Origin of the sequence: Alcanivorax borkumensis SK2 (assembly GCF_000009365.1) — a bacterium.
GTDB classification, from domain to species: domain Bacteria; phylum Pseudomonadota; class Gammaproteobacteria; order Pseudomonadales; family Alcanivoracaceae; genus Alcanivorax; species Alcanivorax borkumensis.
The window spans coordinates 1710379-1734226 of sequence record NC_008260.1 but is presented as its reverse complement, the minus strand read 5'-3'; the positions used below and the strand labels follow the sequence as shown (position 1 = coordinate 1734226).

Here is a 23848-nt window from a genome sequence, read left to right as displayed (position 1 = left end):
CGACTATGAAAGTTGAGACACCAGTGTCCGGTGTGGGCCTGGGTCTTCGGCGGGCCCTTATGGGCCCGCTTTCACAGGCTCGTGATTACGCACCAGAGAGCATTCCGTTCGATTTTATGGAAGTGGCCCCAGAGAACTGGATCCCCATGGGCGGTCGACAGGGTAAAGAGTTCCGTGCTTTTACCGAGCGCTATCCTTTTGTTGCTCACGGGCTGAGTCTGTCACTGGGTGGGCCAGAGCCCCTGGATTTTGAATTATTGAAATCGGTGAAGTCGTTTCTTAAACAACACAACATTCGCCGCTATACAGAACACTTGAGTTACTGCAGTGACCACGGTCATCTCTATGATTTGATGCCTATCCCCTTTACGCAGGAGGCGGTGTATTACGTGGCGGATCGTATTCGTCAGGTTCAAGACTTCCTTGAACAACCTATTGGTATTGAACATGTCAGTTATTATGCCCAGTTAGGAAATGCGGCTCTGGGCGCACAGATGTCTGAAATCGATTTTGTGAATGCGGTATTGAAAGAAGCAAACTGTGAACTGCTGTTGGATGTGAATAATGCCTATGTGAATGGTATTAATCATGGCTACGATCCTCTTGATTTCATTTCCGCCTTGCCGGGTGAACGGATTTGTTATCTGCACATCGCCGGTCATTTTGATGAAGCAGAAGACTTGAAAGTGGATACTCATGGTAGTGATGTGATTGATCCTGTTTGGGCGCTTCTTGATCATGCTTACCAGACATTTGGCTCGCTCCCTACATTGTTGGAGAGAGACTTTAATATTCCGGACAATGCGACTTTGTTTGCTGAGCTTCGCAAGATCGGTGGTTACCAGCAGCTTTATCCCAGCGCGGCGATCAAGTCAGAGGATTGGCAAAAGCCTGCGCAACCATGAAAGACAAAAATTTCCAGAGACTACAGCGTGAATTGGCCGCGCACTTACGTAACCCGAACAGGCACCCTGCGCCTGCGGGTATTGAAGATCGACGTTTGGATATTTACCGCAACCTATTTTTCAATAATGTGAATGGCTTTCTGCGCCAAGGGTTCCCGGTATTACACAGTTTGCTAGATGACGAGCGTTGGCTGCGCTTGGCTCGGTCTTTTTTTGAAAATCACACCAGCAAGACCCCGTATTTCCTGCAGATTCCTCAAGAGTTTGTCAGTTTTCTGGCGAGCGGGCAGGGCAGCGAGCCCGGTGACCCCGTTTTTATGTTGGAGCTAGCCCACTACGAGTGGATGGAGCTGGTGCTTGATGCTTCCACCGAGACATTCCCAGACACCGAATTTTACCCCGAGGGAGATCTCCTCCAAGCGATCCTGCAGCTTAGTCCCTTACATGAGATATTGAGTTACCCGTTCCCTGTACACCAAATCTGCGCTGATTTTCAGCCACAGCACGCGCTTGAACAGCCGGTCTGGCTATTGGTTTATCGTGACCGGAAAGATGACGTTCGCTTTATGGAAATCAACGCGCCAACGGCGAGACTCTTGCAGTTGATTAATGAGTATCCTGAGGATACCGGTAAAGTGGCAGTGGCGCGCCTTGCCGAAGAAATGCAGTTTGCGGATGTGGCGGCCTTGGAGGTGTTTGCCCGTGATATTCTGCAACAAATGTGCGAGCGGGATATCCTTATAGGAGCTTCATCGAGTCGCCAGTAAAGGGGCCGCTGATGGCGGCTTTTACGGTGCTGAATCAGCCGGCATTACAGGGCTGAGCAAGGATAAGTGTGTAAAATCTGTCGATGTTCAGTAACCCTTTTTCAGGGCCTCTGTTTTGAGCTGCAGGGCACGGCTATACTACGGTAGTCCACTACTTTTTGGGGTGTTTGTGCGTTATCTATTGCTGAGCCTGCTGCTGTGTCTGCCATTGGCTGTTCAGGCGGAAGAAGACTGGGGAGATGGCTCCACCGCATTCGACTCGCCGGATAGCAAGCCCAATTATGAAGACCCTTGGGAAGACATCAATCGCAAGATTTTTGCCTTCAATGAAGCCTTGGATAAATATGGCCTGAAACCCGTCGCCAAAGGTTATAAGAGGGTCACGCCACAGTGGATGAACGACACTATTACCCGCTTCTATGAGAATCTTCGTGATTTCCGTAGCGGCTTGAATAATGTGTTGCAGTGGCGCTGGGGGCACGTGGGACAGAACTGGGGGCGGTTTGCGGTTAATACTACGCTGGGTATTGGTGGTTTGTTTGATGTGGCCAGCAAGGTCGATTTGGAGAAGCACAATAGCGACTTGGGGCTGACGTTAGCACACTGGGGAGTGCCAGAAGGCCCTTATATGGTGCTACCGTTCTTTGGGCCGTCCACAGGGCGGGACACTGCGGCCATCTTGCCGGAAGATTACATGCGCTTGCGACACTACATTTCCCACGATCGCACACGCTACAGTTTCACCGCGGCATATGTGGTGGATTTAAGAGCGGATTTGCTGGATCTGGAACGCAATATTGTTGGCGATCGTTATACCTTTTTGCGCAATGCGTACCTGCAACGTCGGCGCTTCGAAAGCGGTGATCGGCCGTCATTACGATTCCCTGAGATTGAGACCCGAGATTCAGAACTCAATGATGAGTATGAGGAGGACGGCTGGTAGAGGCTTGCCAGCCGCATGTGGTAGATCAAGCCTCGATGCGGGTGGCTTTGAGTTTTGCGCGAATATAATCTCCGTGGGAGACATAGAGCAGATCGCTAACCCGGCGGATCAAGTGCTCCTCGTGAACATCGGCCTTGCCGTCGGCAGCGGCCATGGCCCACATTTCATCGATCAGCGCTACTCGTTGTTCTGGCCCCCAGTGTTCACGTAGCGGCAGAGTGAACTCAAATAGATCGGTGGCTTGATCTACCCGGTTTTCCAGCTCAGAGACGATATCCTGCATTTCTTGGCTATCCAGCTGCCAGCGTTGTTTGACCGCGCTGACCAGACGTTGGGTTTCTGCCTGGTCCACGGTGCCATCGGTGCGCGCTACCTCCAATAGCAAGGCGGCAGCAGCGCGGTGCAAGTCGTGTTCGGAATACTTTGGTGTGTCGCTTTCAGGGCGAAACAATCGGTTCAGCCAGTTCAAATGACCCCCTCTTCAATGAGTAAGGTTTCCAGCGCGTGCTGGTCTTTAGCAAAACGGCGGATTCCGTCGGCGAGCAAGTCGCTGGCCATGGCATCGTCGTTGAGCTGCCAGCGAAATGCGGCTTCGTTCACCGGTACCCAGTCGTCCTGTGGGGCTACCAGTTCGGAGTCCAGTATGCGTTTGAGACCGCCGTTATCCGCTGCTAGTTCCTCAAGTAGGGAAGGGCTGAGTGTAAGCTTGTCGCAGCCGGCCAAGGCTTCGATTTGCCCAGCGTTGCGAAAGCTAGCGCCCATAACAATAGTATCCAGGCCACGTGCCTTGAAGGTTGAGAAAATATCTCGCACCGAGAGCACGCCGGGATCTTGTTCAGGGGTGTCGATGACCATGCCGTTTTTACGGTGCCAGTCGAAAATGCGGCCCACGAAAGGAGAGATTAGTGTGGCGCCAGCTTCGGCTGCTGCCAGTGCCTGGGTTTGGTTGAAGACCAGTGTCACATTACAGCGGATGCCTTCTTCTTCCAGAATCTCAACGGCACGAACCCCTTCCCAGCTGGCGGCGACCTTGATCAGGATGCGACTTGGGTCCACGTTGAGCTCGCGGTAAATCGCGATCAAACGACGCCCTTTTTCCACGGTGGCGCGGGTATCAAAAGAAAGGCGAGCGTCCACTTCACTGGAGACAAGACCCGGCACGCGTTCCAAAATGGCCTGACCGGCCAAGCAGGCATAAGTATCGGTGAGCCAGTCCATTTCACCTTGATGGCCCAAGGCGCGGCTGAGGTCGGCGGCCTGCTGCAACAGGTCACGGTAACGTTCGTCACGGGCGGCAGCGAGTAGCAGGGAAGGGTTGGTGGTGGCGTCTTCGGGCTGCAGTTGGGCGATCATTTCCAAATCGCCGGTGTCGGCAACTAACGAGGTCCATTGAGCGAGTTGTTCGCGTTTGTTCACGGTTTCGTTCCTTTCAGTGTCATGACGGGCGACAGGGTAGAGGCCAATGATGACAGGGAGTTTTCTGTGCCGTAGCGGGCAGCGTTTGAGCCGGGAACCGTTCTAGAAAAGTGTTCGCAGTCCGTTCGTGCTTAAATGCTGTTCTACGGGGATAAAGCGTACTGACAGGCTAAGGCAGTTGCGACAAGGCGTCCATGAGCACTTGCGGGGTTGTGCCTGGCTTGTGCATGTTTTCGCTGAGATGACGGCGGAAACGGCGCGCGCCGGGTTGGCCCTGAAACAGATTGAGGATATGCCGCAGTGAGTGCTTGGGCGCATGGCCAAGCGCATAGCGCCGCTCCACATAAGGTAGAAACTGCTCAGCAATAGTCTGGCGGCTGGGGATGGCGTGATCGTCGCCAAACACAACCCGGTCGGCCTCGGCTAGAAAATAGGGGTTTTGGTAGGCCTCGCGACCAATCATCACGCCATCCACTTCACCCATGTGTTCGTGTACTTCATTCAGGGTCTTTACGCCACCGTTGAGTATGATTTCGATATGTGGGAAAGCGTGTTTGATGGCATAGGCACGTTGGTAGATTAACGGCGGAATATCTCTGTTTTCTTTGGGCGAGAGGCCGCTAAGAATTGCTTTGCGGGCGTGGATGGTCAGGCTAGTGCAGCCTGAGGCTTCCATGCGATCAACAAAGCGGTAGAGAAAATCATAATCATCCTGGTCATCGATACCGATACGGGTCTTCACCGTAACCGGCACAGTAACCTCCGCCTGCATGGCCTCTACACAGCGTGCTACCAGCTCAGGTTCTGCCATAAGAATGGCCCCGATCTTGCCTTGCTGAACCCGGTCTGACGGACACCCCACATTCAGATTGATCTCGTCATAGCCGTAATCCCCGGCAATGCGCGTGGCTTGGGCTAATTGTTGTGGGTCGCTGCCTCCTAGTTGCAGGGCGACGGGGTGCTCTTCGTCGTTGAAATCTAAAAACCGGTCACGGTCACCGTGTAAAATAGCTTGGGCCACCACCATTTCGGTGTAGAGCAACGTATGGCGAGTGATCAGTCGGGCCAGAAAGCGGTAGTCGCGGGTTGTCCAGTCCATCATCGGGGCGACGCTGAGGCGGCGGTCCAATGGCTGGTGCGGTAGCTGAGTGGAGAGTGGGTTGCTCATTAACACGGTGTCGAACGGGTGATTGGGGTTTGCGGCGTGCGGGGGCAAACGAGAGTCCCTATTGTCGCATGTTGCGCGGGTGGCGCGTAGGGGGAAGAGTGGCAGCGCTGTTGCGCGGCAACCGAATAGCCGCTGCCTGTAATTACGGTAGCCGTTCTGTTAGAATCCGCGCCTTTATTTATTATACCGGTGTCTATGATGACCCAAACACGGCTGAGTCCGCCCTAGCAGGCTGTCGATCCCTCCCATGGCTTTGCCGTACGGTGCCTGTCGGTGCCGTTCTCCGTTTTTTACTGCTGCCGCTGCGCAGCGATGGTTTGTTATCTCCAAACACAGGATTGAATCCATGCTTCGAACGATTCAGCAGGACTGGTTCAGTAACGTCCGTGGTGACTTGCTGGCAGGGGCGGTTGTGGCGCTTGCGTTGATTCCGGAGGCGATTGCCTTCTCCATCATAGCCGGCGTGGATCCGAAAGTGGGCTTGTATGCCTCTTTTTGTATCGCAGTGGTGATCGCCTTCGTTGGTGGCCGCCCAGGGATGATCTCTGCGGCCACCGGTGCCATGGCGCTGGTAATGGTGACATTGGTCAAAGACCACGGGCTGCAATACCTGTTGGCGGCTACGGTACTGACCGGGGGGCTGCAGATCATTGCCGGTTTTCTGAAACTGGGGAACCTGATGCGGTTTGTCTCGCGTTCAGTGGTGACCGGTTTTGTGAATGCGCTGGCCATCTTGATCTTCATGGCGCAACTGCCAGAGCTGGTCGATGTGACTTGGCACGTTTATGCCATGGTGGCTGCGGGGCTGGGTATCATTTATTTACTGCCGTTGCTGACCACTGCGGTGCCCTCACCGTTGGTTTGTATCGTTGTGATTACCGGTGTGGCCATGTGGCTGGGGATGGACGTGCCCACTGTGGGTGACAAGGGCGACTTGCCCGATAGCTTGCCCATGTTCCTGCTGCCGGATATTCCGCTGAATCTGGACACCTTGAAAATTATTCTACCGTACTCGCTGGCATTGGCGGTGGTGGGGCTGCTGGAATCGATGATGACCGCCACTATTGTCGATGATCTGACCGACACGGATAGCGACAAGAACCGTGAGTGCAAAGGACAGGGCGTGGCTAATATCGCTTCCGGTTTTCTTGGCGGCATGGCCGGTTGCGCCATGATTGGCCAGTCTGTGATTAACGTGAAATCTGGTGGTCGCAAGCGCCTGTCTACTTTGTTTGCCGGTTGCTTCTTGCTGGTGTTGGTGGTGTTCCTGGGTAAGTGGGTGTCTCAGATTCCCATGGCCGCGCTGGTGGCGGTGATGATCATGGTATCTATTGGTACATTCAGCTGGGAGTCCATCACTAATATGGCAAAACACCCTGCCAGTAGTTCGGTGGTTATGCTGGCCACAGTGATTACTACCGTGGCGACGCATAATTTGGCCATTGGTGTAGGGGTCGGGGTGGTGCTGAGCGCGCTGTTCTATGCCAATAAAGTGGGTCGTATCTTCTACGTGAAAGCCACGCAAAGCCCTGAAGATGGGCATCGAGTTTACGATGTAGTGGGGCAGGTATTTTTCACCTCAGCAGATCAGTTCATCGCTGCGTTTGACTTCAAGGAAGCCATCGATAAAGTCACTATTGATGTTCACCGTGCGCACTTCTGGGACATTACCGCCATTGGCGCCCTGGATAAGGTGGTGATTAAGTTCCGCCGCGAAGGTACAGAAGTGGATCTTGTTGGACTTAATGAAGCCAGCGCGACTCTGGTGGACAAGTTCGGTGTGCATGACAAGCCCGCTGCTGTTGAAAAAATGATGGGTGGCCACTAAGCGTCGCAAACAATTGCCGCATTAAGCGACATAGGAGAACAACAATGACTAACGTCATCGCCTGTATCGACGGCTCTAACGCTGCCTCGGTGGTTTGTGATTATGCTGCCTGGGCCTCACAGCGCTTGGGTGCGCCGCTGACCTTGCTGCACGTGCTGGACCATTCCCGCTACCCGGTGAGTGCTGATTTCAGTGGCAATCTTGCCTTGGGTGGTCGCGAACATTTGATGGAAGAGTTGGCGGACCTGGATGCCAAGCGTAATCGTTTGGCGTTGGAGCAAGGGATGATAATGCTGGACGCGGCCTGCCAACGGGCCACCGCAAATGGCGTCACTGAGCCTCAGCAACGTCAGCGTCACGGTGATCTGGTGGATACCTTGGCTGAGCTTGAAGGCGATATGCGTTTGCTGGTTATTGGTAAGCAGGGCGAAGAACACGACGGTATCGGCGCTCAGGTGGGTGACAACGTGGAGCGTGTTATTCGCGCTCTGCAGCGCCCTATTCTCGTGACCGCCGGTGAGTTTCGTGCGCCGAAAACCATCATGCTGGCATTCGATGGTAGTGCCACCTCACGTAAGGGCGTAGGCATTTTGGCCGGTAGCCCTTTATTTCAAGGGCTGGATTGCCATTTGGTGACCGTTGGCAACAACAATGAAGGCTTGGATGCAGCGGCGCGACAGCTTGAGCAGTCCGGACACAACGTGCACACGGCTATCCTTGAGGGTGAGGTGGAGCCGGCTCTGCACCAGTACCAGCAAAGCCATAGCGTGGATCTGGTGGTGATGGGGGCCTACGGCCATTCCCGCATCCGTGAATTTTTTGTGGGCAGCACCACCAACAAGATGATTCGTGAGGCTAAAGTGCCGCACTTGTTGCTGCGCTAAGAGGTAAACCCCGCTGCACGCTGCACGCTGCACGCCAAAAATAAGGCGGAGATGCTTAGTGGTATTTCCGCCTTTTGCGCATCACAGCGCAATGACCTGATGTTCTCTACGACCTATCAATGCGCCATAAAAAACGCGGGCCTGTCTTTGCCAATCGGCAAAGACAGGCCCGCGTTTCTGGGTGGGGTGTTGTGTGGAATAGTGCGAAGCGTATGTTTTACTGCGCTTTTTATTCCACTGTAATGGTGATTTTTTCTGATGTGACCGGTGGCTGGTGGGGAACGTGGCGGTAATCGCCGAGTAGTAGCTGCAGGGTATGGGTGCCCGGTTCCAGTTCCAGCTCAGTTTCAGTTTGGCCCTTGCCAAAATGCACTACCTGGTCGTTGGCGGGCAGCGGCATGTCCATGTTCGGCATGGTATCCAAGTCGATGAGTAGGTGGTGGTGGCCACTGTTCTTTTGCTCGTTGCCAGCCGGTGCCACCTCCATGCCTTCCAAGCCAAAGACAACCTTCACGGGGCTGCTGACCGTCGCGCCATTGGTGGGACTGACAATTTCAGCAGCGGCGCCTTCCGGGGCCGGGCTGCGTACGATGCCGGTGGCGGCGGGCTTGGTGGCGCTGTCATCGGTGTTCATGTGATTGCTGTGATCGGCGGCGGCAGGAGCGTCTGCAGCAGGCGCTGCGGCCTCTTTGCCGTCGCTGTTGTCGGAGCATGCCTGTAGCAAGCCTGTGCTAGCAATCACCGCGACGAGTAGGGAGCGTTGGAACGGAATACGCATGGTCTTTTCCTTGATCAGTTGAATCCAATGAAGACCTGCTGCCGTGTCTGAGAATGTGGCAGCAGAGTGAACCGGAGTCATGTGGTCATTATAACCATAGCAGAAACCCTTGGCTTGATGTCTAGCGGCTTGTTGAAAAGCCCTCCAAGTTTACAGGTTCATTATTGCCCTTTTTGATGGCCGGACATGGGCCTTCAAAAGAGCGCTCTCTGACCCCCGAATAGGGTATAGATTGCGAACCAGGCTGAAAGCAAAAGTACGCAATGGGCTTTTTGACAGTCTGCTACATGGCAGCGGCTTTGACAGGTATAATCCGCGCCAGTTTGCACTACTGGAGTCAGTATGACTGTTCGTACTCGCGTTGCCCCGTCGCCCACCGGCGATCCCCACGTCGGCACGGCTTATATCGCTTTGTTCAACCGTTGCTTTGCGCAACAACACGGTGGCCAGTTCATTCTGCGCATCGAAGACACGGATCAGACCCGTTCCACTGATCAGTCCGAACAGATGATCCTCGATTCATTGAAGTGGCTGGGGTTGACCTGGGATGAGGGCCCGGACGTGGGCGGACCCCACGGGCCTTACCGCCAGAGTGAGCGCAAAGGCATTTACCGCCAGTACGCGGAACAGTTAATTGAAAAAGGCCATGCGTTCAAGTGCTACCGCACCAGCGAAGAGCTGGATGCATTGCGTGCCGGATTGAAAGAAAGCGGCGAAAATCGTGCGCTTAAACCTTCCGATCTGGAACTACCTGCGGATGAGCAGGCCAAGCGCGAGGCTGATGGCGCACCGTACGTGATCCGTATGCGTGTGCCTACGGAGGGTCGCTGTGAAATTCATGACATGTTGCGCGGACCAGTAGAGCTTGACTGGGCATTAGTGGATGCACAGATTTTGTTAAAATCCGATGGCATGCCCACTTACCACCTGGCCAATATCGTGGATGATCACCTGATGGAGATCACCCACGTTATCCGTGGTGAGGAGTGGCTCAACTCCGCACCCAAGCACAAGCTGCTATATGAATATTTTGGTTGGGAAATGCCGGTGCTGTGCCATATGCCGCTGCTGCGTAATCCGGATAAATCCAAGCTCAGCAAACGCAAAAACCCCACCAGTATCTTGTTCTATCAGCGTATGGGGTACTTGCCAGAAGCGTTGGTGAATTACCTGGGGCGCATGGGCTGGTCCATGCCGGACGAGAGCGAAAAGTTCTCCCTGACTCAGATGCAGGAGGCCTTCGACATTCAGCGTGTGTCCCTCGGTGGGCCGGTTTTCGATGTGGAGAAACTGAGCTGGTTGAACGGTCAGTGGTTGCGTGAACAGAGTGATGAGCAGTTCCTGGACTCGCTGCTCGATTGGGCTTTCAACCGCGATTACGCCATGAAGATAATTCCTCACTTGCGCCAGCGAGTGGAGACGTTGTCGGAAGTGGCGGACAAGGCGGCGTTCTGCTTTAACGGCATGCCTGCTATCTCTGAGGCCAGCTTCGAGCACAAGCAGTACAGTGCGGATGACATCAAGGTATGGCTCCAGTATTTGCTGTGGACTTACGAAGCGCGTAACGACTGGAATCGAGAGGGTTTGTTTGCCGATGCCAAGGCGATTGCCGATGCGCTGGAAGTGAAGATAAAGGATTTCTTGTTCCCGGTGTTTATTGCCATTGCCGGCACCAGTGCCAGCTTTTCGGTGGTGGACTCTATGGAAATCATCGGCTCGGATATCAGCCGTGCACGAATTCGCCATGCCATTGAGGTGCTGGGGGGCGTGTCCAAGAAGCAGATGAAGAAACTGGAGAAGGCATACCGCGATTTGCCGGTGGGTTGATTTGAAAAACACAGGCTGGGCGATCCGTAACTTGGCAAGCCTTGCTTGTGTTTTGGCGTGAATCGCGGCGACAACGCTATGGTTTTTCATTGTGATCGCCGCGTGTAAAGGTAGAACCTGTAACTGGTTTCGCCCAGTTTTTCAGCAACTTGTTCACGATGTAGCCAAATTGACTTCATTCTGAAAAAAACCGCCGGCTGGCGCTTGACAGGGTAGGGGTGGCCGGTAGAATACGCCGCACCAACCGGGATGCACTTTGTCTCGTTTGTGTACTGGGGCTATAGCTCAGCTGGGAGAGCGCAACACTGGCAGTGTTGAGGTCAGCGGTTCGATCCCGCTTAGCTCCACCAAACACGTCCCCTTCGTCTAGTGGCCCAGGACACCGCCCTTTCACGGCGGTAACAGGGGTTCGACTCCCCTAGGGGACGCCAAATAGAAAAGCCTCACTCGAAAGAGTGGGGCTTTTTTATTGCCTGTCTCCCCAGGTTAGTGGCGAGTTAAGGGCTGCTGCGGTCATTTCGGATCCGAAGTCGCAGTGAATGCTCTATTCAGCTTATTACCTGCCGTAAAGCGTCGTTATCTTCATTGGGAGCGTATTGCCTGCCAGCTCATATCCACGGTTAGAACGATGATGAAACTGATCCCGGCTAAAGGAAATAACAGCATCAGGATGGCGGTAATCATTGCCAGGTTTCGTTTCTTTCCTGCTGCCAGTTTCTTGGGGGCTCCCAGGCTCCCTTGCGGCCGTCGTTTCCACCACAGCTTTAGCCCGCTAACAACCAAGATAATGATGGCCAGGCAGGGGAACAACATGAGCAATTGGTTGGCCCGGCCAAAATAATTACCCATGTGCAATGCCACTCCCCATTCCACAATTTTGGCGATGGCGCCGTAGTCATCGAAACCGGCTTTGCCAATAAGTGTTCCGTTATGGGCATCAATATGAAAGGTTTGCTGGCCCTCTGGCTGCGCGGGATAAGTGTAAGCGCTGTAGATGTCTCCGGGTTCTTGGGGCAAGGAGAGTCTGTAGCCCAGAGCAACGCCTTGCTCAACCAGGATTTGATGGACCTGGTTTACGCTGATATTGGAAGCGCCATGGTGGCCGTGAGGGACTGGGGCTGCGTTGAGTGTCCAGGGGGCCTCTCCGTGGGTGTCGACAAGAGTTTTACTGTCGTCGCTGCCATGGTGGCGAAGAAAAGTGGGATAGCCCATTCCCAGTGCATTACTCACGGGGGTGAGAAATTGACCGCCCCAGAGGTTGGCCCAGGGTAAGCCGGTGATGATCAGAAACAGGATCAGGACCGCAGAATACAGGCCGGTGAGGCGGTGCAGTTCCCGCCACAGTTTACGTCCACGTTGTTGGAGGTTTGGGCTGAATCGATGCCGTTGGTCTGTCCGTTTTCGAGGCCACCACAGGTACAAGCCGGTAATGACCAGTACGAATGCCCAGCAAGCGACGAGTTCAACAATGGCATCACCGGTATTACCTAGCAGCAATGAGCCGTGAGCTACATCGGAGAAGCCGACAAGAGTACTGGTGTAGACGTAGCTACCTAGCACAGCGGCATTGCCTGGGTCGACGAAAACACGGCGATCTGGGCCTTGGGCCGGGCTGATGTATATCTGGGCGGTACGCCCGGGTTCGGTGGGCATGTCGATGCGGTTGAGCGTTGCCGCTGGATAGGCGTGTTGAACGGCCTCCAGCAGTGCACCAGGTGCTTGAACCTGGTTGCCGGTGGGAGCAAAGCGAAGGTCCGGGTGTAATAGGTCGTTAATTTCGTCATTAAACAGGTAAATAGCCCCGGTAATGGCGAGAATTAACAAAAACGGGGCGGTGATCAGCCCCGCGTAAAAATGCCAGCGCCAAACGGCTGCATACAGGCGATTGTTCCGTGGCGTTTGTGAGGTTTGCGAATGGGAGGGCGACATCAAAAGTGTCCAGTCCAGCCCAATTCAACCGTGCGAGGAGCACCGACATAAACCTGGGTGGCACTGTAGCCGGACCAGTCTGCGTAAAATTCATCGGTCAGGTTTCGGCCTCGCAGGGTCAGAGTGCCTTTGCCTAATGGGTGGCTGACCCAAGCGTCGAGCAGGGTGCGGCTAGCGACTTTGTAGTCGTTACTGCTGCTGGTATAGAAATCCCCCGTGTGGCGGATGGCTCCGCCAACGGTGAGTGATACAGGGCTAAATGTGTAGGCGCTGGTGGCGGCATAGGTGTCATCGGGCACATTGGTAGGGCGATTGCCGGTGAGATCGTTGCCGCTACCGTCGGTGAGGTCGGTGTATTTTGCGTCTACATGGGCGGCGCTCAGGCGTAACCACCACTGGGGCAATAATTGCAAGGTGAGGTCCAGCTCACCCCCCTGTGAGCGTTGGCTGCCGCCCTGAACGGTTAGGGCTGGGTTGCTTGGGTCGCGTGTGAGTATGTCATCTTGATCAATACGGTAAACGGCGGCGGTGAGGGTGGCACGGCGATCCCAGAAATTTGTCCTCACCCCGGCTTCCATGGAGCGTCCTTCAGACAGATCAAAACCCGCACGGGATTGACTGCTCAATACCAATGAGGTGATGGGAGTGGCAGCGCGGTTATATTGAGCGAACAGTTGAGTGTTGTTGTTCAGGTCGTAAATGGTGCCCAGACGCCAGGAAAATGACTCGTAGGTCTGGCCAAAATCGGTGCGGGTATTGGTGATCAGGTCATCAATGCGGCGATCCAAGTCTGAATAGTCATACCGAGCTCCACCTACCAGCAACCAGTTGGGGGTCAGATTAAGTGCGTCTTCTAAAAAAACACCTTGGGTGGTAACTATGCTGTCGTAATTTACGCGGTAGGGATAATTGCTGGCATTATCGCTTGGCAGTTCACCACGGTTTGGATTAAACGGATCCACGGAGGTAGTAGTGCCGAAGCGCCGTTCGGAAAAGAAATCGGTATAGCGGAAATCGACACCGGCAGTGAAGCGGTGGCGCCGCTCGCCAAGTTTGCCATCATAGACGGCGAAAAAACGCTCGGAAGCAGACTTCTGGCGATGAGTGATAATGGTGGTCAGGCGATCCAGTTGGCCGGTGCCGGTGTTATAGGTGAAATCTTCGGAGTTGGCCCAATTGCGGTCAGCGTTGTAGAAGCCCAATTCATTGGCTAACTTCCAGTTCTCATTGAGCTGATAATCCACGCGAGCTCGGAACCACTGGCTGTCCGATTCCATGATGCCGTTTTCTACATTGTAATTGTTGTCGCGGATGGATTCGTCCAGCACTAGGCCACCAGAAACCACATCACTTGGGTCATGGGCGACGGAGGCGGGGAGTAATGGAGCGCCTTGGTAGGGGGTGCTGTATTTGTCACTGTATAAATCAAGATCAAACGACAGGGTAAGTTTGTCTGTGGGGGTCAACAACAGGCTGGTGGTAAAAGCATCTGTGCGACTATTGGTGTCATCCACGAAACCGTCGCTTTCATCGTGGCTGAAGTCCGCACGCAGGGCAGCGGTGTCAGTGAGTACTTTATTGATGCCTAGACCTAGATTAACCGTATCGTTGCTGCCATAGCTGAGCATGCCATCGTAGGCGTCGGCGCTAACATCTGGGCGCTTGGTGATCAGATTGATACTGCCTGCTAAGGCTCCGGTACCGTTCAATACGGAGGCCGGGCCTTTGAGAATTTCTACTCGCTCCAGGTTCCAGGTATTCATGTTGCGTGACATCAGGCCTGGATCCACGGCGCGGGTACCGTTAAACAAATAACCCACATCGGTGAAGCCGCGCATGCTGACAGAGGCTGGTGAGCCAGGGATGTTGCCCGCACTGACGCCGGGAGCATTGCGGTATAGCTCAATCAGGTTTCGCAGCCCTTCCTGTTCAATTTCATCACGGCCAATGATATCCACTGTGGCGGGGGTTTCACGCATGCTCAGCCCCAGTCGGCTGGCGGTGGCGGCTTCTGGAAGTGGGTCAGTGTTTTGGTCAGGGACGGAGGCATTCACGGAAACAGTGTCCAGTTGGTTGCTTTCGTCGGCTATAGCAAGGGAGGTTGCGCTACAGGCGAGTCCTAGCCACAGGGGGCGTAAAAAACGCAGAGCGGAGTGTGATGCTGGACGTGAGAGGGGATCTGTAAACATGATTTTCCCGAACCGAATTAAATTAGGCTCGCAGCATAGGCATGTGTCAGGGAAGAGGGATGCGGCATATTGCCGCAGAAGGTGCGCGACGGCGGTGTTTCAGTTAAAGCCGCGAATGGTAAGCGTGTGGGCGATTGTTTCGCCGTCCCAAATATATTCGTAGTGAGCACAGGGAGTAATACTGGCGATGACTTGAGGGGTTAGCAGGGCATAACAATAACGCCCGACGGCGCGGACAGATTCGTAATGGATGCCGTTGCGCTGTTGTTCGCGTAATTGCCGACCAAGCTGATGCGCGGCGGTGTAGTCATCGGCTGCGTGCCACTGAGGGTGGTGATCAGCCGGGGTGATGTCTACGAGGGTGGCGGTGAAGTGTACCTTCAGGCCGCGCATCACAATGCGGTCATACTTGAGCCCATCGACTTGCTGAAAATAACGCTGTTGGTGATAGCGGGTCTCTGCAATGGCGGTCGCCATGCGGTCGGCGCAATAGAATACCCCGAAATGGCCATCAGAGAAGCGCGACCCTGCTGGATTGACATGCACAAAGGGCCCCAAGGCGTAGTTGCAGCCGGGAATGCCCCATGGGCGCTGCTCCGGGGGGACCCGATTCAGATCGCCGATATCATTTTGTAGGCGCGGGTTGGTCAGCGCCTGCACGGCGTACAGTGCATCAAAATCCGCTTGGTCGGCCACGTCATCGAAGATCGCGATAGGGGGATATTTTCCGTTGACCAAGCGGTAAGCCGTTTGCTCGGATAAGGATGTGTGCGGCAGTGTATCCGCCCCCTGTGTTTTTAACCCCATTGACCGCCTCGAAGGGTATCGAGCTGGCGGTGCACTTCATAAAGGCTGGCAACCCGGCCGTTGCTCATGATGTCCATAGGGGTGAGGCCATTGAAAAAGGGGTTATGGTTTGCCATGCGGATAAAGCCATACACATTCTCTTTATTGCCAAACAAGGTCCGTAGCGCTTGGTGGATGTTCAGCAGATAGCTGAGGCGTTCCAATAGATCCTGCCCGACCCGGGCGCTTTCTGGTTGGTTCTGGTACTTGTGTAGGGTGGAGCGCCCCACACCCAATAGCGCCATTTTTTCCTTTTCACTGCACTGCCAGTGTTCCAGTAGTTTAAGCACAGCACGTAGAGCTGCGTGGCGTGCGCCGTCGTCCAGAGCTTGTGGGATATAGGCTGTTGCGGGTTCCATGATTGTCTCCTATTAGGGTTAATAGTGAACCATGTGTTAATAATTGTCTATATATAGACATAGTGAAGGCCTAATGATACAAGGTCGCAGCTAGGCGTCAGCTTCAGCGCAAAGGTAAGAAAGTGTCATGTTTCTGAACGTACGGCGGCCACAGGAGTCACTGTCGGGAGTCGTGGCATTTGCGACACCCAACGGTAAAGTGCGGTTGGTTGAGAAATGGATTGGGAGTGCCGGATGGTAAATAGAGTCAAGGTGTTAGGTGCGAGTGTGCTGTTGGCTCTTGTGGCGGGAGGGTGTGCCAGTGCTGCCACTGCCGGCCAGCGGCAGTGGACGGATGCGCACCTGCATTATGTGGATTTCATGCAGGAGAGTGAGGGACCGCAGGCGATGATGGCGGCCATGGATGATGCGGGCGTGGAGCGCGCCTGGGTGTTCGGCTTGCCAGTGATGAAGAAGTGGCAGGCAGAGGCACCGCGTCGCCCGCGATACTACCTGGGCGATGAGGCTCCGCTATATTACTACAGTGCTACCGACGACATTGTGGCCCAGGCGGTGCTTTCATTACCGAAAGATCAGCAGGCTCGGCTGCAGCCGTTTATCAGTGGTTTCAACCCCACGGACATGCACGCCGCCGAGCAGATAGAGCGCTTGATCGAACGTTATCCTGGGTTCTGGCAGGGGGTGGGGGAAATTCTGACCCGTCACGATCAGCTTACCGCCTGGACCGAAGGCGAGACGCCTCGAGCGAATCATCCCGCGCTAATGAGGGTGTATGCGATGGCGGGTCGTTACGACTTGCCCGTATTGCTACACAGCAACCTGACGTCATTGCGCGAAGAGACACCGATCTACCTCGGCGAGTTGGAAGAAGCGTTAGACGCGCACCCTGGGACACGTTTCTTACTGGCCCACGCCGGAACCAGTGGTGGGATTGAAGAGCGGCAGGGGCCGCTGGGTACCTTGCCGCCTATTCTTCGAGCACTGCTAAGCCGTTATGACAATCTGTTTATTGATTTATCTTGGAGCGTTAAAGACCACTATTTGATCGATGACGGTGAGCCCAATGAGGAATGGCTAACGCTCATTCGTGAATTTCCGAACCGCTTTACCCTGGGAACGGATCTGGTGGGCCACTTTGATAGCATGGGAAAGGTGATGGAAGAATACGATCCATTGCTTGATGCGCTGCCCAAAAAAGTGGCGCAGCAGCTTTCTCACGGCACCGCAGATGGTCTTGTGCCCCCAAAAGGGGCAACAAAATCCGCCCCTTAATGGATGGCTTCTTCGCGATGTAAAAATATCGTTTCCTCGTTCTCAGGCTCTTAATGTGTGGAAAATTAGACTCCCATGGTGAAGACGTTAGCGGTTCGAAAACCGTAAGAGGGCAATATTTGCTATTAAGTGGGGATTTTTTGCAGTCGACGGAGTAGCGAAGAGGTGTCCCAGCGGCCGCCGCCCATGGACTGAATCTCACGGTAAAAGTCGTTTATTTGTTCAGTGATGGGCAAGGGTGTGCCGTTTCGAACCGCTTCGCGCAGACAGATATCCAAGTCTTTTCGCATCCAATCCACCGCAAAACCGTGCTCATACTGGTCGTCGATCATGGTCTGGTGGCGGTTCACCATTTGCCAGGAGCCGGCTGCACCCTGGCTGATGGTTTCGAAGACTTTGTTGGCATCAAGGCCCGCATTAAGAGCGAAAGCGAGTCCTTCAGCGAGCCCTTCTACCAGCCCGGCCACGCAAATTTGGTTGACCATCTTGGTTAGCTGGCCACTGCCTGCCGGGCCCATCAGATTGATGGCTTTGCCGTAATGTTGCAGCGTTGGCAGTACCCGCTGATAGGTGGCTTCGTCTCCGCCACACATGATCGATAATTGGCCGTTCTGTGCACCCTGTTGGCCCCCAGACACCGGGGCATCGAGAAAATGACTGCCTTGTTTGCGACTGGCGGCATCAAGTTCGCGGGCCACTTCTGCACTGGCGGTGGTGTGATCCACAAGAACAGCGCCCTTGGCGAGAGTTTGCATAACCCCGTCATCACCAAGGGTGACCTGGCGTAGATCGTTATCGTCTCCGACGCAAATAAAGACCAGATCCGCATGCCGTGCGGCGTCTGCGGGGGAGGGCGCGTGACTGCCTGGGTAATCGCGCGTCCACTGTTGCGCTCGTTGGGCCGTGCGGTTGTAAACGGTCATGGCAATGCCTGCTTCGGCCAGGTGGCCAGCCATGGGGTAGCCCATGGTGCCAAGGCCGATAAAAGCCGCGTTTAGTGTGCTCATTGTTTGTTGGCTCCATCGTGGACTGTTGCTGTTGCTGTTGCTGTTGCTGTTGCTGTGCCGGGCAGGGTGAAAGCGGCGAAGCGAGGTTCGGTGAGGCTGCCCAGGTACAGGGTGTTACCGTGTTGCTCCGCGCTGGTGATGGGAGCGAAAGCGCCGTCGCTGTTATCTTGCAGGTTGTGAGTGACTTGCCCTTGCTCATCAAGGCCGAGTACAAAGCCGTGGGCTACTGTTTGGGGTTGCAGAAAGCTGGGCATGCGCAAGGCGACTTTGCGAAGCAGAGGCTTGTCGGAGAGGCTGTCGAGAATGGCATTGCGGGGGCTGAATAGGGCAAGCCAGAAAGTGCCTTCGCCGTTCGCCGAAATGCCATCAGGGATGCCGGGCAGGTTGTCCATAAAGATATCGTGGCTGCCGGCTTTCTCCCCTTTGAGCCAGTAGCGAACGATGCGGTAGTTGCCTGTTTCGGTAACCAGTACGAAGTCTTCATTCTGGGAAAGGGCGATGCCGTTGGCGAACTGCAGGCCGTCAAGTAACACTTCGGCCTGTTCTGTATTCGGGTCATAACGCAACAGCCGCCCGTGGCCGCCGTGCTCCATGATGTCGTCGCGGGCGTGCATGGCGGGGCCAAATTTGCTGGAGGCATCGGAGAAATAGGCGATACCGTTGCTATCCACGTCCACATCATCGGTGAAGCGGTAGTCCAGACCATTGGCGCTGGTACTCAATATGGTGATGGCGCCACTAGCACTGACACTCAAGAGCCCTTTGTAACCATCGGCAACGATTAGGTCTCCGGAGGGGGAAAAATCCAATCCAAGAGGGCGCCCTTCAGTATTGGCAATCAAGTCAGGGTTTTGGCCGTTTGGGTCGAAACGAACGATGCGGCCATCGTCATACCCCACGTATAGGTAACCATCATCATTGATAGCCACGTCCTCCGGACCAGTGCCCTGATCTTCGCCGATGATTTTGCTGTTGCGAAGGGCGGTGTTAGTGGCGAAGGGACCATCCAGAGCTGGGGCTTTCGGCGCCTGCCAAGCAACAGGCTCTATGCTGACGGGCCAGAATAAAAGGTAGGCGGCCAGGGTAACAATAACGGCAAGGGCGATGATTTTTTTCATTATTAGGTCTGCATTGGTTAGCGAGCGAGGCCCTGATGCTTGCATGCACGGCGCGGCCACGCAAATGCAAGATGTTAATCATTGGCAATAAACGTGGCTAGGATAGTGGGAAAAATCTGTTTCGCTAAAGGACGCTTCATGCACCGTGAGTATTGGGTTTCATGTTCAGTGGCGAATGGATGTTAATGATGGGGTGCAAGGTCGATTAGCGGCAGCGCAAATCATGTAATTTCTATGTTTGTAGGCGCGTTTTTTTAGTGAACTTTGGAAGAATATTTTTCAGGTTGATGTATCTGCAGGCACAAAAAAACCGCCGGAAGGCGGTTTTTTTGTCGGGCGATAACGAAGCGCTTATTTGCGCTCGTTGACCGGAACGAATGAACGTTCGGCTTCGCCGGTGTACAGCTGACGCGGACGACCAATCTTGTACGGGTTGGAGATCATTTCGTTCCAGTGTGCAATCCAGCCAACGGTGCGAGACAGGGCAAAGATTACGGTGAACATGGAAGTGGGAATTCCAATCGCTTTCAAGATGATGCCGGAGTAGAAGTCCACGTTGGGGAACAACTTTTTCTCTTTAAAGTAGGGGTCATTTAGGGCGATCTCTTCCAGCTTCATGGCCAGCGCCAGCTGCGGATCATTTACGCCCAGTTCGGCCAATACTTCGTGGCAAGATTCGCGCATCACGGTGGCACGGGGGTCATAATTTTTGTAAACGCGATGGCCGAAGCCCATCAGCTTGAACGGGTCGTTCTTGTCTTTTGCTTTGGCGATGTAGGCGTCGATGTTATCCAGTGAGCCGATTTCATCAAGCATGTTCAGTACGGCTTCGTTAGCGCCGCCGTGTGCCGGGCCCCACAGGGCAGAAATGCCCGCAGCAATACAGGCGAACGGGTTGGCGCCAGAGGAACCAGCCAAGCGTACGGTGGAGGTGGAGGCGTTCTGCTCGTGATCAGCGTGCAGGATAAAAATACGGTCCATGGCCTTGGCCAGGGTCGGGCTGATCTTGGATTCTTCACAGGGGTTGCCGAACATCATATGCAGAAAGTTTTCCGCATAACCCAAGTCGTTGCGTGGGTACATGAAAGGCTGGCCCAAAGCGTACTTATAGCACATGGCCGCGATGGTAGGCATCTTGGCGATCAGACGGTACGCAGTGATTTCACGGTGCTCAGGATTGTTGATGTCCAGAGAGTCGTGGTAGAAGGCGGACAGGGCGCCCACTACGCCACACATGATGGCCATGGGGTGCGCATCACGGCGGAAACCGTTGAAGAAATTACGAATCTGCTCGTGCACCATGGTGTGGTTTTTCACCGTGCTGACAAACTTTTCTTTCTGTTCTGCGGTGGGCAGTTCGCCGTACAGCAGGGTGTAGCACACTTCCAGATATTCAGACTGACCTGCTAGCTCCTCGATAGAGTAGCCGCGGTGCAGAAGTTTACCCACTTCACCATCGATAAAGGTGATTTTGGATTCACAGGAAGCGGTAGAGGTGAAACCCGGGTCGAAAGTAAAGACGCCGTTGGCTACCAGTTTGGACACGTCGATAACGTCGCGGCCCAGAGTAGGGGTGTAGATCGGCAGGTCCAGGTCCTGACCCTCTACCTTGAGAGTGGCTTTCTTCTCGGTCATGGGAATCTCTCCATTGGCGGACGAGGGAACGTTCCTCAAGGTAAGGAAGGTCCTCCAAAACGCGGGGGAAGGTAAGGTTTTGACACACCTTTGTCAACGCGCAAGGGCGAACCAGTGGCTCAGACTTTTGTAAGGTAAACAGCTTGTTACGCCGCAGTGGCGTTTTTGCTTTAGCATGGTGCAACAGAATTTAATGACGTTCACATCGGGTGCATCATTGTAAATCAAGGCGTTAGCCGGTGCTTGCACAATAATTGTCACCCGCAGCGTTTGTTTTGCGCAAGTCGCGGCGATATACTGCCGCCCGGCAGAAACCTCCTGCTGGGGGTTTCACACGGGCCCACCCCGGCCCGGGCAGATTATTAAGATCAGGCTTCACGTTCTGATCTCAATGACTCTGCTAAGTTCCCGACAACCGCCTCTTAACTGAGGCCCGGCTATAAGTAGGCTACCGTGAACGATAAGCGACCCGTAAACCTCGATCTGAGCACGATCAAGTTCCCGGTCACGGCTATAGCATCTATCACTCACCGCGTAACGGGTGTTGCCATTTTCTTGGCACTACCCATTCTGCTGTGGATGTTGGATCGCTCCCTGACGTCTCCCGAGAGCTTTGCGGACCTGAAAGAACTGATGATGACCTCACTGCTGGTGAAACTGGTGGTATGGGCCATTCTGTCTGTATTGCTGTATCACCTAGTGGCGGGTATTCGTCACCTGATTATGGATGCCGGAGTTGGTGAAAGCTTAGAAGGCGGCCGTCGTGGCGCCAAGCTGACTTTCCTCATTTCTGTGGTATTGATTTTGCTGGTAGGAGGCTGGATATGGTAACCAGTGTAACGAGCCTGGGGCGTAATGGCCTGTATGACTGGCTGATTCAGCGAGTTTCCGCTGTCATCATCGGTGTCTATATGATCGGCATGCTGGGCTACCTGATCACAGTGGGTGACCTTGACTACAGCAGCTGGAAAGCCTTCATGGGATCTATCTGCATGCAGATAGCCAATACCTTGCTGGTAATTTCTGTCGTTGCACATACCTGGGTTGGTGTGTGGGGCGTAACCACTGACTACCTGACTAGCCTGACCTTTGGTAAAGCGGCTACCGGTGTTCGCTTGATTGCCCAGGTGGCAATTGCATTGGCGCTGGTTGTTTACCTGCTGTGGGGTCTTGTTTTGATCTGGGGAGGGGCGTAAGCCATGTCTATTCGCACTATTACGTTTGACGCTATCGTCGTAGGTGGTGGTGGTGCAGGTATGCGCGCCTCACTGCAAATGGCTCAGTCCGGTTTTAAGACTGCGCTGATTTCTAAGGTTTTTCCAACGCGTTCTCACACGGTATCCGCCCAGGGTGGTATTACCTGTGCAATTGCCTCCTCCGATCCTAATGACGATTGGCGCTGGCACATGTACGACACCGTGAAAGGTTCCGACTATATCGGTGACCAAGACGCGATCGAGTACATGTGTAATGTGGGTCCGGAAGCGGTGTATGAGCTGGACCACATGGGCCTGCCATTTTCCCGTACTGAAGAAGGCCGTATTTATCAGCGTCCTTTCGGCGGCCAGTCGAAGAACTTTGGTGAAGGTGGCCAGGCAGCCCGTACCTGTGCGGCCGCTGACCGTACCGGCCATGCGCTGCTGCACACGCTCTACCAGCAGAACCTGAAGAACGGCACCCAGTTCTACAATGAGTGGTATGCGGCTGAGCTGGTAAAAGACGCTGACGGCAATGTTTGTGGCGTGATTGCCATCGACATCGAGTCCGGCGAGACCGTGTTCTTCAAAGCCAAGGCAACGGTATTTGCCACCGGTGGTTCTGGCCGTATCTATGCCTCTACCACCAATGCCTTGATTAACACTGGTGACGGTGTGGGCATGGCCCTACGTGCGGGCTTGCCGGTGCAGGACATCGAAATGTGGCAGTTCCACCCCACCGGCATCGCTGGTGCTGGTGTGCTGGTAACCGAAGGTTGCCGGGGCGAGGGGGGTTACCTGATCAACAAGGATGGCGAACGTTTCATGGAGCGTTATGCTCCAAACGCCAAAGATCTGGCGTCCCGTGACGTTGTTGCGCGTTCCATGATGATGGAAATCTTGGACGGCCGTGGCGATGGCCCGGATGGTGATCACGTTTACCTGAAGCTTGATCATCTTGGCGAAGAAGTGCTGCATAGCCGCCTGCCGGGTATCTGTGAGCTTGCTATTACCTTCGCGCAAACTGATCCGGTGAAAGAGCCGATCCCGGTTGTACCTACCTGTCATTACATGATGGGCGGCATTCCCACCAATGTTCACGGCCAGGCGCTCAAGCTGACCGGTGGCCATGAAGGCGAAGAACAGTTCGTGAACGGTTTGTTCGCAGTGGGTGAAGTGGCCTGTGTATCCGTACATGGCGCCAACCGCTTAGGTGGTAACTCGTTGCTGGATCTGGTGGTCTTTGGTCGTGCGGCGGGTCTGTACATTGAAGATGCTCTGCGTCAGGGCATGACGCAATACGAGCCGCGTGATGCAGACATTGATGAGGCCCTTTCCCGGGTTCGTCGTTGGGATGACTCCAAAGGTGGCGAGTCTGTCTCCGCACTGCGCAAAGAGCTGCAGAGTGTGATGCAGAATCACTTTGGTGTGTTCCGCAAGGGCGACCTGATGGCCGAAGGTGTAGCTAAGCTGGCCGATCTGCGTGAGCGGATTGCCAACGCGCACTTGGATGACAAGAGCAAGCCATTCAACACCGCGCGCATTGAAGCGCTGGAGCTGGATAACTTGCTGGAAGTGGCGGAAGCGACTGCCATCGCCGCGGAAGGCCGCACCGAAAGTCGTGGTGCGCATTCTCGCTACGATTACCCGGATCGCGATGATGAGAACTGGCTTTGCCACTCCATCTTCGACCCCACAGCCAAAAAGCTGGGCAAGCGCGACGTGAACTTCAAACCGAAGACCGTTGATACTTTCCAGCCCAAGGCGCGGACCTACTAAGG

The 23848-nt window shown here is 54.5% G+C and carries 21 protein-coding genes, 2 tRNA genes and 1 pseudogene; 13 read left to right on the top strand and 11 right to left on the bottom strand.

Features of this window, described 5'->3' with window-relative positions:
* The first annotated feature begins 5 nt into the window (after nucleotides 1-5).
* The 3 genes from ABO_RS07875 (at nucleotide 6) to ABO_RS07865 (ending at nucleotide 2615) form a co-directional block, all read left to right on the top strand.
* Entirely contained in the window at nucleotides 6-905 is a 900-nt protein-coding gene (locus ABO_RS07875) for an HvfB family MNIO-type RiPP peptide maturase (RefSeq protein ID WP_011588799.1), read from the top strand.
* A complete protein-coding gene (locus ABO_RS07870) occupies nucleotides 902-1672 on the top strand; it encodes an HvfC family RiPP maturation protein (protein WP_011588798.1) in 771 nt (256 codons plus the stop codon). The genes ABO_RS07875 and ABO_RS07870 overlap by 4 nt, the downstream gene beginning before the upstream one ends.
* Nucleotides 1673-1841: 169 nt before the next feature.
* Nucleotides 1842-2615 (top strand): MlaA family lipoprotein, encoded by a 774-nt coding sequence (locus ABO_RS07865; RefSeq protein ID WP_101235010.1) that lies wholly within the window; start codon nucleotides 1842-1844, stop codon nucleotides 2613-2615.
* 25 nt (nucleotides 2616-2640) lie between these two features.
* Here the strand turns inward: ABO_RS07865 and ABO_RS07860 are convergent, their stop codons facing one another.
* The 3 genes from ABO_RS07860 to dusA form a co-directional block, all read right to left on the bottom strand.
* The gene (locus ABO_RS07860; protein WP_011588796.1) at nucleotides 2641-3084 is read right to left on the bottom strand and encodes a TerB family tellurite resistance protein; all 444 of its coding nucleotides are present in this window, start codon (nucleotides 3082-3084) and stop codon (nucleotides 2641-2643) included.
* Complete coding sequence (locus tag ABO_RS07855) at nucleotides 3081-4031, bottom strand: transaldolase (protein WP_011588795.1); 951 nt, start codon at nucleotides 4029-4031, stop codon at nucleotides 3081-3083. Before ABO_RS07855 ends, ABO_RS07860 begins: the two co-directional genes overlap by 4 nt.
* Before the next feature lie 169 nt (nucleotides 4032-4200).
* The gene (dusA, locus tag ABO_RS07850) at nucleotides 4201-5199 is read right to left on the bottom strand and encodes a tRNA dihydrouridine(20/20a) synthase DusA (RefSeq protein ID WP_046962311.1); all 999 of its coding nucleotides are present in this window, start codon (nucleotides 5197-5199) and stop codon (nucleotides 4201-4203) included.
* Nucleotides 5200-5545: 346 nt separating this feature from the next.
* Between dusA and ABO_RS07845 the strand changes: the two genes are divergently transcribed.
* Complete coding sequence (locus ABO_RS07845) at nucleotides 5546-7027, top strand: SulP family inorganic anion transporter (protein ID WP_011588793.1); 1482 nt, start codon at nucleotides 5546-5548, stop codon at nucleotides 7025-7027.
* A gap of 44 nt (nucleotides 7028-7071) precedes the next feature.
* The gene (locus ABO_RS07840; RefSeq protein WP_011588792.1) at nucleotides 7072-7911 is read left to right on the top strand and encodes a universal stress protein; all 840 of its coding nucleotides are present in this window, start codon (nucleotides 7072-7074) and stop codon (nucleotides 7909-7911) included.
* Between the two features lie 229 nt (nucleotides 7912-8140).
* Here ABO_RS07840 and ABO_RS07835 read toward each other — a convergent pair whose 3' ends face one another.
* Entirely contained in the window at nucleotides 8141-8689 is a 549-nt protein-coding gene (locus ABO_RS07835; RefSeq protein ID WP_035460319.1) for a DUF4399 domain-containing protein, read from the bottom strand.
* A 342-nt stretch (nucleotides 8690-9031) separates the two neighbouring features.
* On the opposite strand from ABO_RS07835, the gene gltX reads away from it, so the two are divergent.
* From gltX to ABO_RS07820, 3 genes are all read left to right on the top strand, one after another.
* Complete coding sequence (gene gltX / locus ABO_RS07830; protein WP_011588790.1) at nucleotides 9032-10516, top strand: glutamate--tRNA ligase; 1485 nt, start codon at nucleotides 9032-9034, stop codon at nucleotides 10514-10516.
* Between the two features lie 274 nt (nucleotides 10517-10790).
* Nucleotides 10791-10866, top strand: a tRNA-Ala gene (locus ABO_RS07825).
* Nucleotides 10867-10871: 5 nt separating this feature from the next.
* Nucleotides 10872-10947: transfer RNA gene (locus tag ABO_RS07820), tRNA-Glu, on the top strand.
* A 151-nt stretch (nucleotides 10948-11098) separates the two neighbouring features.
* Here the strand turns inward: ABO_RS07820 and ABO_RS07815 are convergent.
* A complete protein-coding gene (locus ABO_RS07815) occupies nucleotides 11099-12397 on the bottom strand; it encodes a PepSY-associated TM helix domain-containing protein (RefSeq protein ID WP_035460419.1) in 1299 nt (432 codons plus the stop codon).
* A gap of 4 nt (nucleotides 12398-12401) precedes the next feature.
* Here ABO_RS07815 and ABO_RS14705 point away from each other — a divergent pair.
* Nucleotides 12402-12452: pseudogene (locus ABO_RS14705) on the top strand (hypothetical protein); the annotation flags it as partial.
* On the opposite strand, the gene ABO_RS07810 reads toward ABO_RS14705, so the two are convergent.
* The 3 genes from ABO_RS07810 to ABO_RS07800 all read right to left on the bottom strand — a co-directional run bounded on the left by ABO_RS07810 (nucleotide 12445) and on the right by ABO_RS07800 (nucleotide 15839).
* Entirely contained in the window at nucleotides 12445-14634 is a 2190-nt protein-coding gene (locus ABO_RS07810) for a TonB-dependent receptor (RefSeq protein ID WP_011588788.1), read from the bottom strand. The pseudogene ABO_RS14705 and the gene ABO_RS07810 overlap by 8 nt on opposite strands.
* Before the next feature lie 99 nt (nucleotides 14635-14733).
* Nucleotides 14734-15441, bottom strand: a complete 708-nt coding sequence (locus tag ABO_RS07805; RefSeq protein ID WP_011588787.1) for an RES family NAD+ phosphorylase — start codon at nucleotides 15439-15441, stop codon at nucleotides 14734-14736.
* Nucleotides 15432-15839, bottom strand: a complete 408-nt coding sequence (locus tag ABO_RS07800) for an MbcA/ParS/Xre antitoxin family protein (protein WP_011588786.1) — start codon at nucleotides 15837-15839, stop codon at nucleotides 15432-15434. Before ABO_RS07800 ends, ABO_RS07805 begins: the two co-directional genes overlap by 10 nt.
* A 234-nt stretch (nucleotides 15840-16073) precedes the next feature.
* Here ABO_RS07800 and ABO_RS07795 point away from each other — a divergent pair, with 234 nt between their 5' ends.
* Complete coding sequence (locus ABO_RS07795; RefSeq protein WP_148201439.1) at nucleotides 16074-17111, top strand: amidohydrolase family protein; 1038 nt, start codon at nucleotides 16074-16076, stop codon at nucleotides 17109-17111.
* Nucleotides 17112-17236: 125 nt separating this feature from the next.
* Here ABO_RS07795 and ABO_RS07790 read toward each other — a convergent pair whose 3' ends face one another.
* The 3 genes from ABO_RS07790 to gltA all read right to left on the bottom strand — a co-directional run bounded on the left by ABO_RS07790 (nucleotide 17237) and on the right by gltA (nucleotide 20871).
* Nucleotides 17237-18118 carry an NAD(P)-dependent oxidoreductase gene (locus ABO_RS07790; protein ID WP_011588784.1) on the bottom strand — a complete coding sequence of 294 codons (882 nt, stop codon included), beginning with the start codon at nucleotides 18116-18118 and terminating at the stop codon, nucleotides 17237-17239.
* Nucleotides 18115-19236: an SMP-30/gluconolactonase/LRE family protein gene (locus ABO_RS07785; RefSeq protein ID WP_050731509.1), complete on the bottom strand. Its 1122-nt coding sequence runs from the start codon at nucleotides 19234-19236 to the stop codon at nucleotides 18115-18117. Before ABO_RS07785 ends, ABO_RS07790 begins: the two co-directional genes overlap by 4 nt.
* Before the next feature lie 351 nt (nucleotides 19237-19587).
* A complete protein-coding gene (gene gltA, locus ABO_RS07780; protein WP_011588782.1) occupies nucleotides 19588-20871 on the bottom strand; it encodes a citrate synthase in 1284 nt (427 codons plus the stop codon).
* 453 nt (nucleotides 20872-21324) lie between these two features.
* Here gltA and sdhC point away from each other — a divergent pair, with 453 nt between their 5' ends.
* The 3 genes from sdhC to sdhA are packed head-to-tail and all read left to right on the top strand — an operon-like array spanning nucleotide 21325 to nucleotide 23846.
* Nucleotides 21325-21702: a succinate dehydrogenase, cytochrome b556 subunit gene (sdhC, locus tag ABO_RS07775; protein WP_011588781.1), complete on the top strand. Its 378-nt coding sequence runs from the start codon at nucleotides 21325-21327 to the stop codon at nucleotides 21700-21702.
* Entirely contained in the window at nucleotides 21696-22067 is a 372-nt protein-coding gene (gene sdhD / locus ABO_RS07770) for a succinate dehydrogenase, hydrophobic membrane anchor protein (protein ID WP_011588780.1), read from the top strand. Before sdhC ends, sdhD begins: the two co-directional genes overlap by 7 nt.
* 3 nt (nucleotides 22068-22070) lie before the next feature.
* Nucleotides 22071-23846: a succinate dehydrogenase flavoprotein subunit gene (gene sdhA / locus ABO_RS07765; protein WP_035460325.1), complete on the top strand. Its 1776-nt coding sequence runs from the start codon at nucleotides 22071-22073 to the stop codon at nucleotides 23844-23846.
* Nucleotides 23847-23848: the final 2 nt, after the last annotated feature.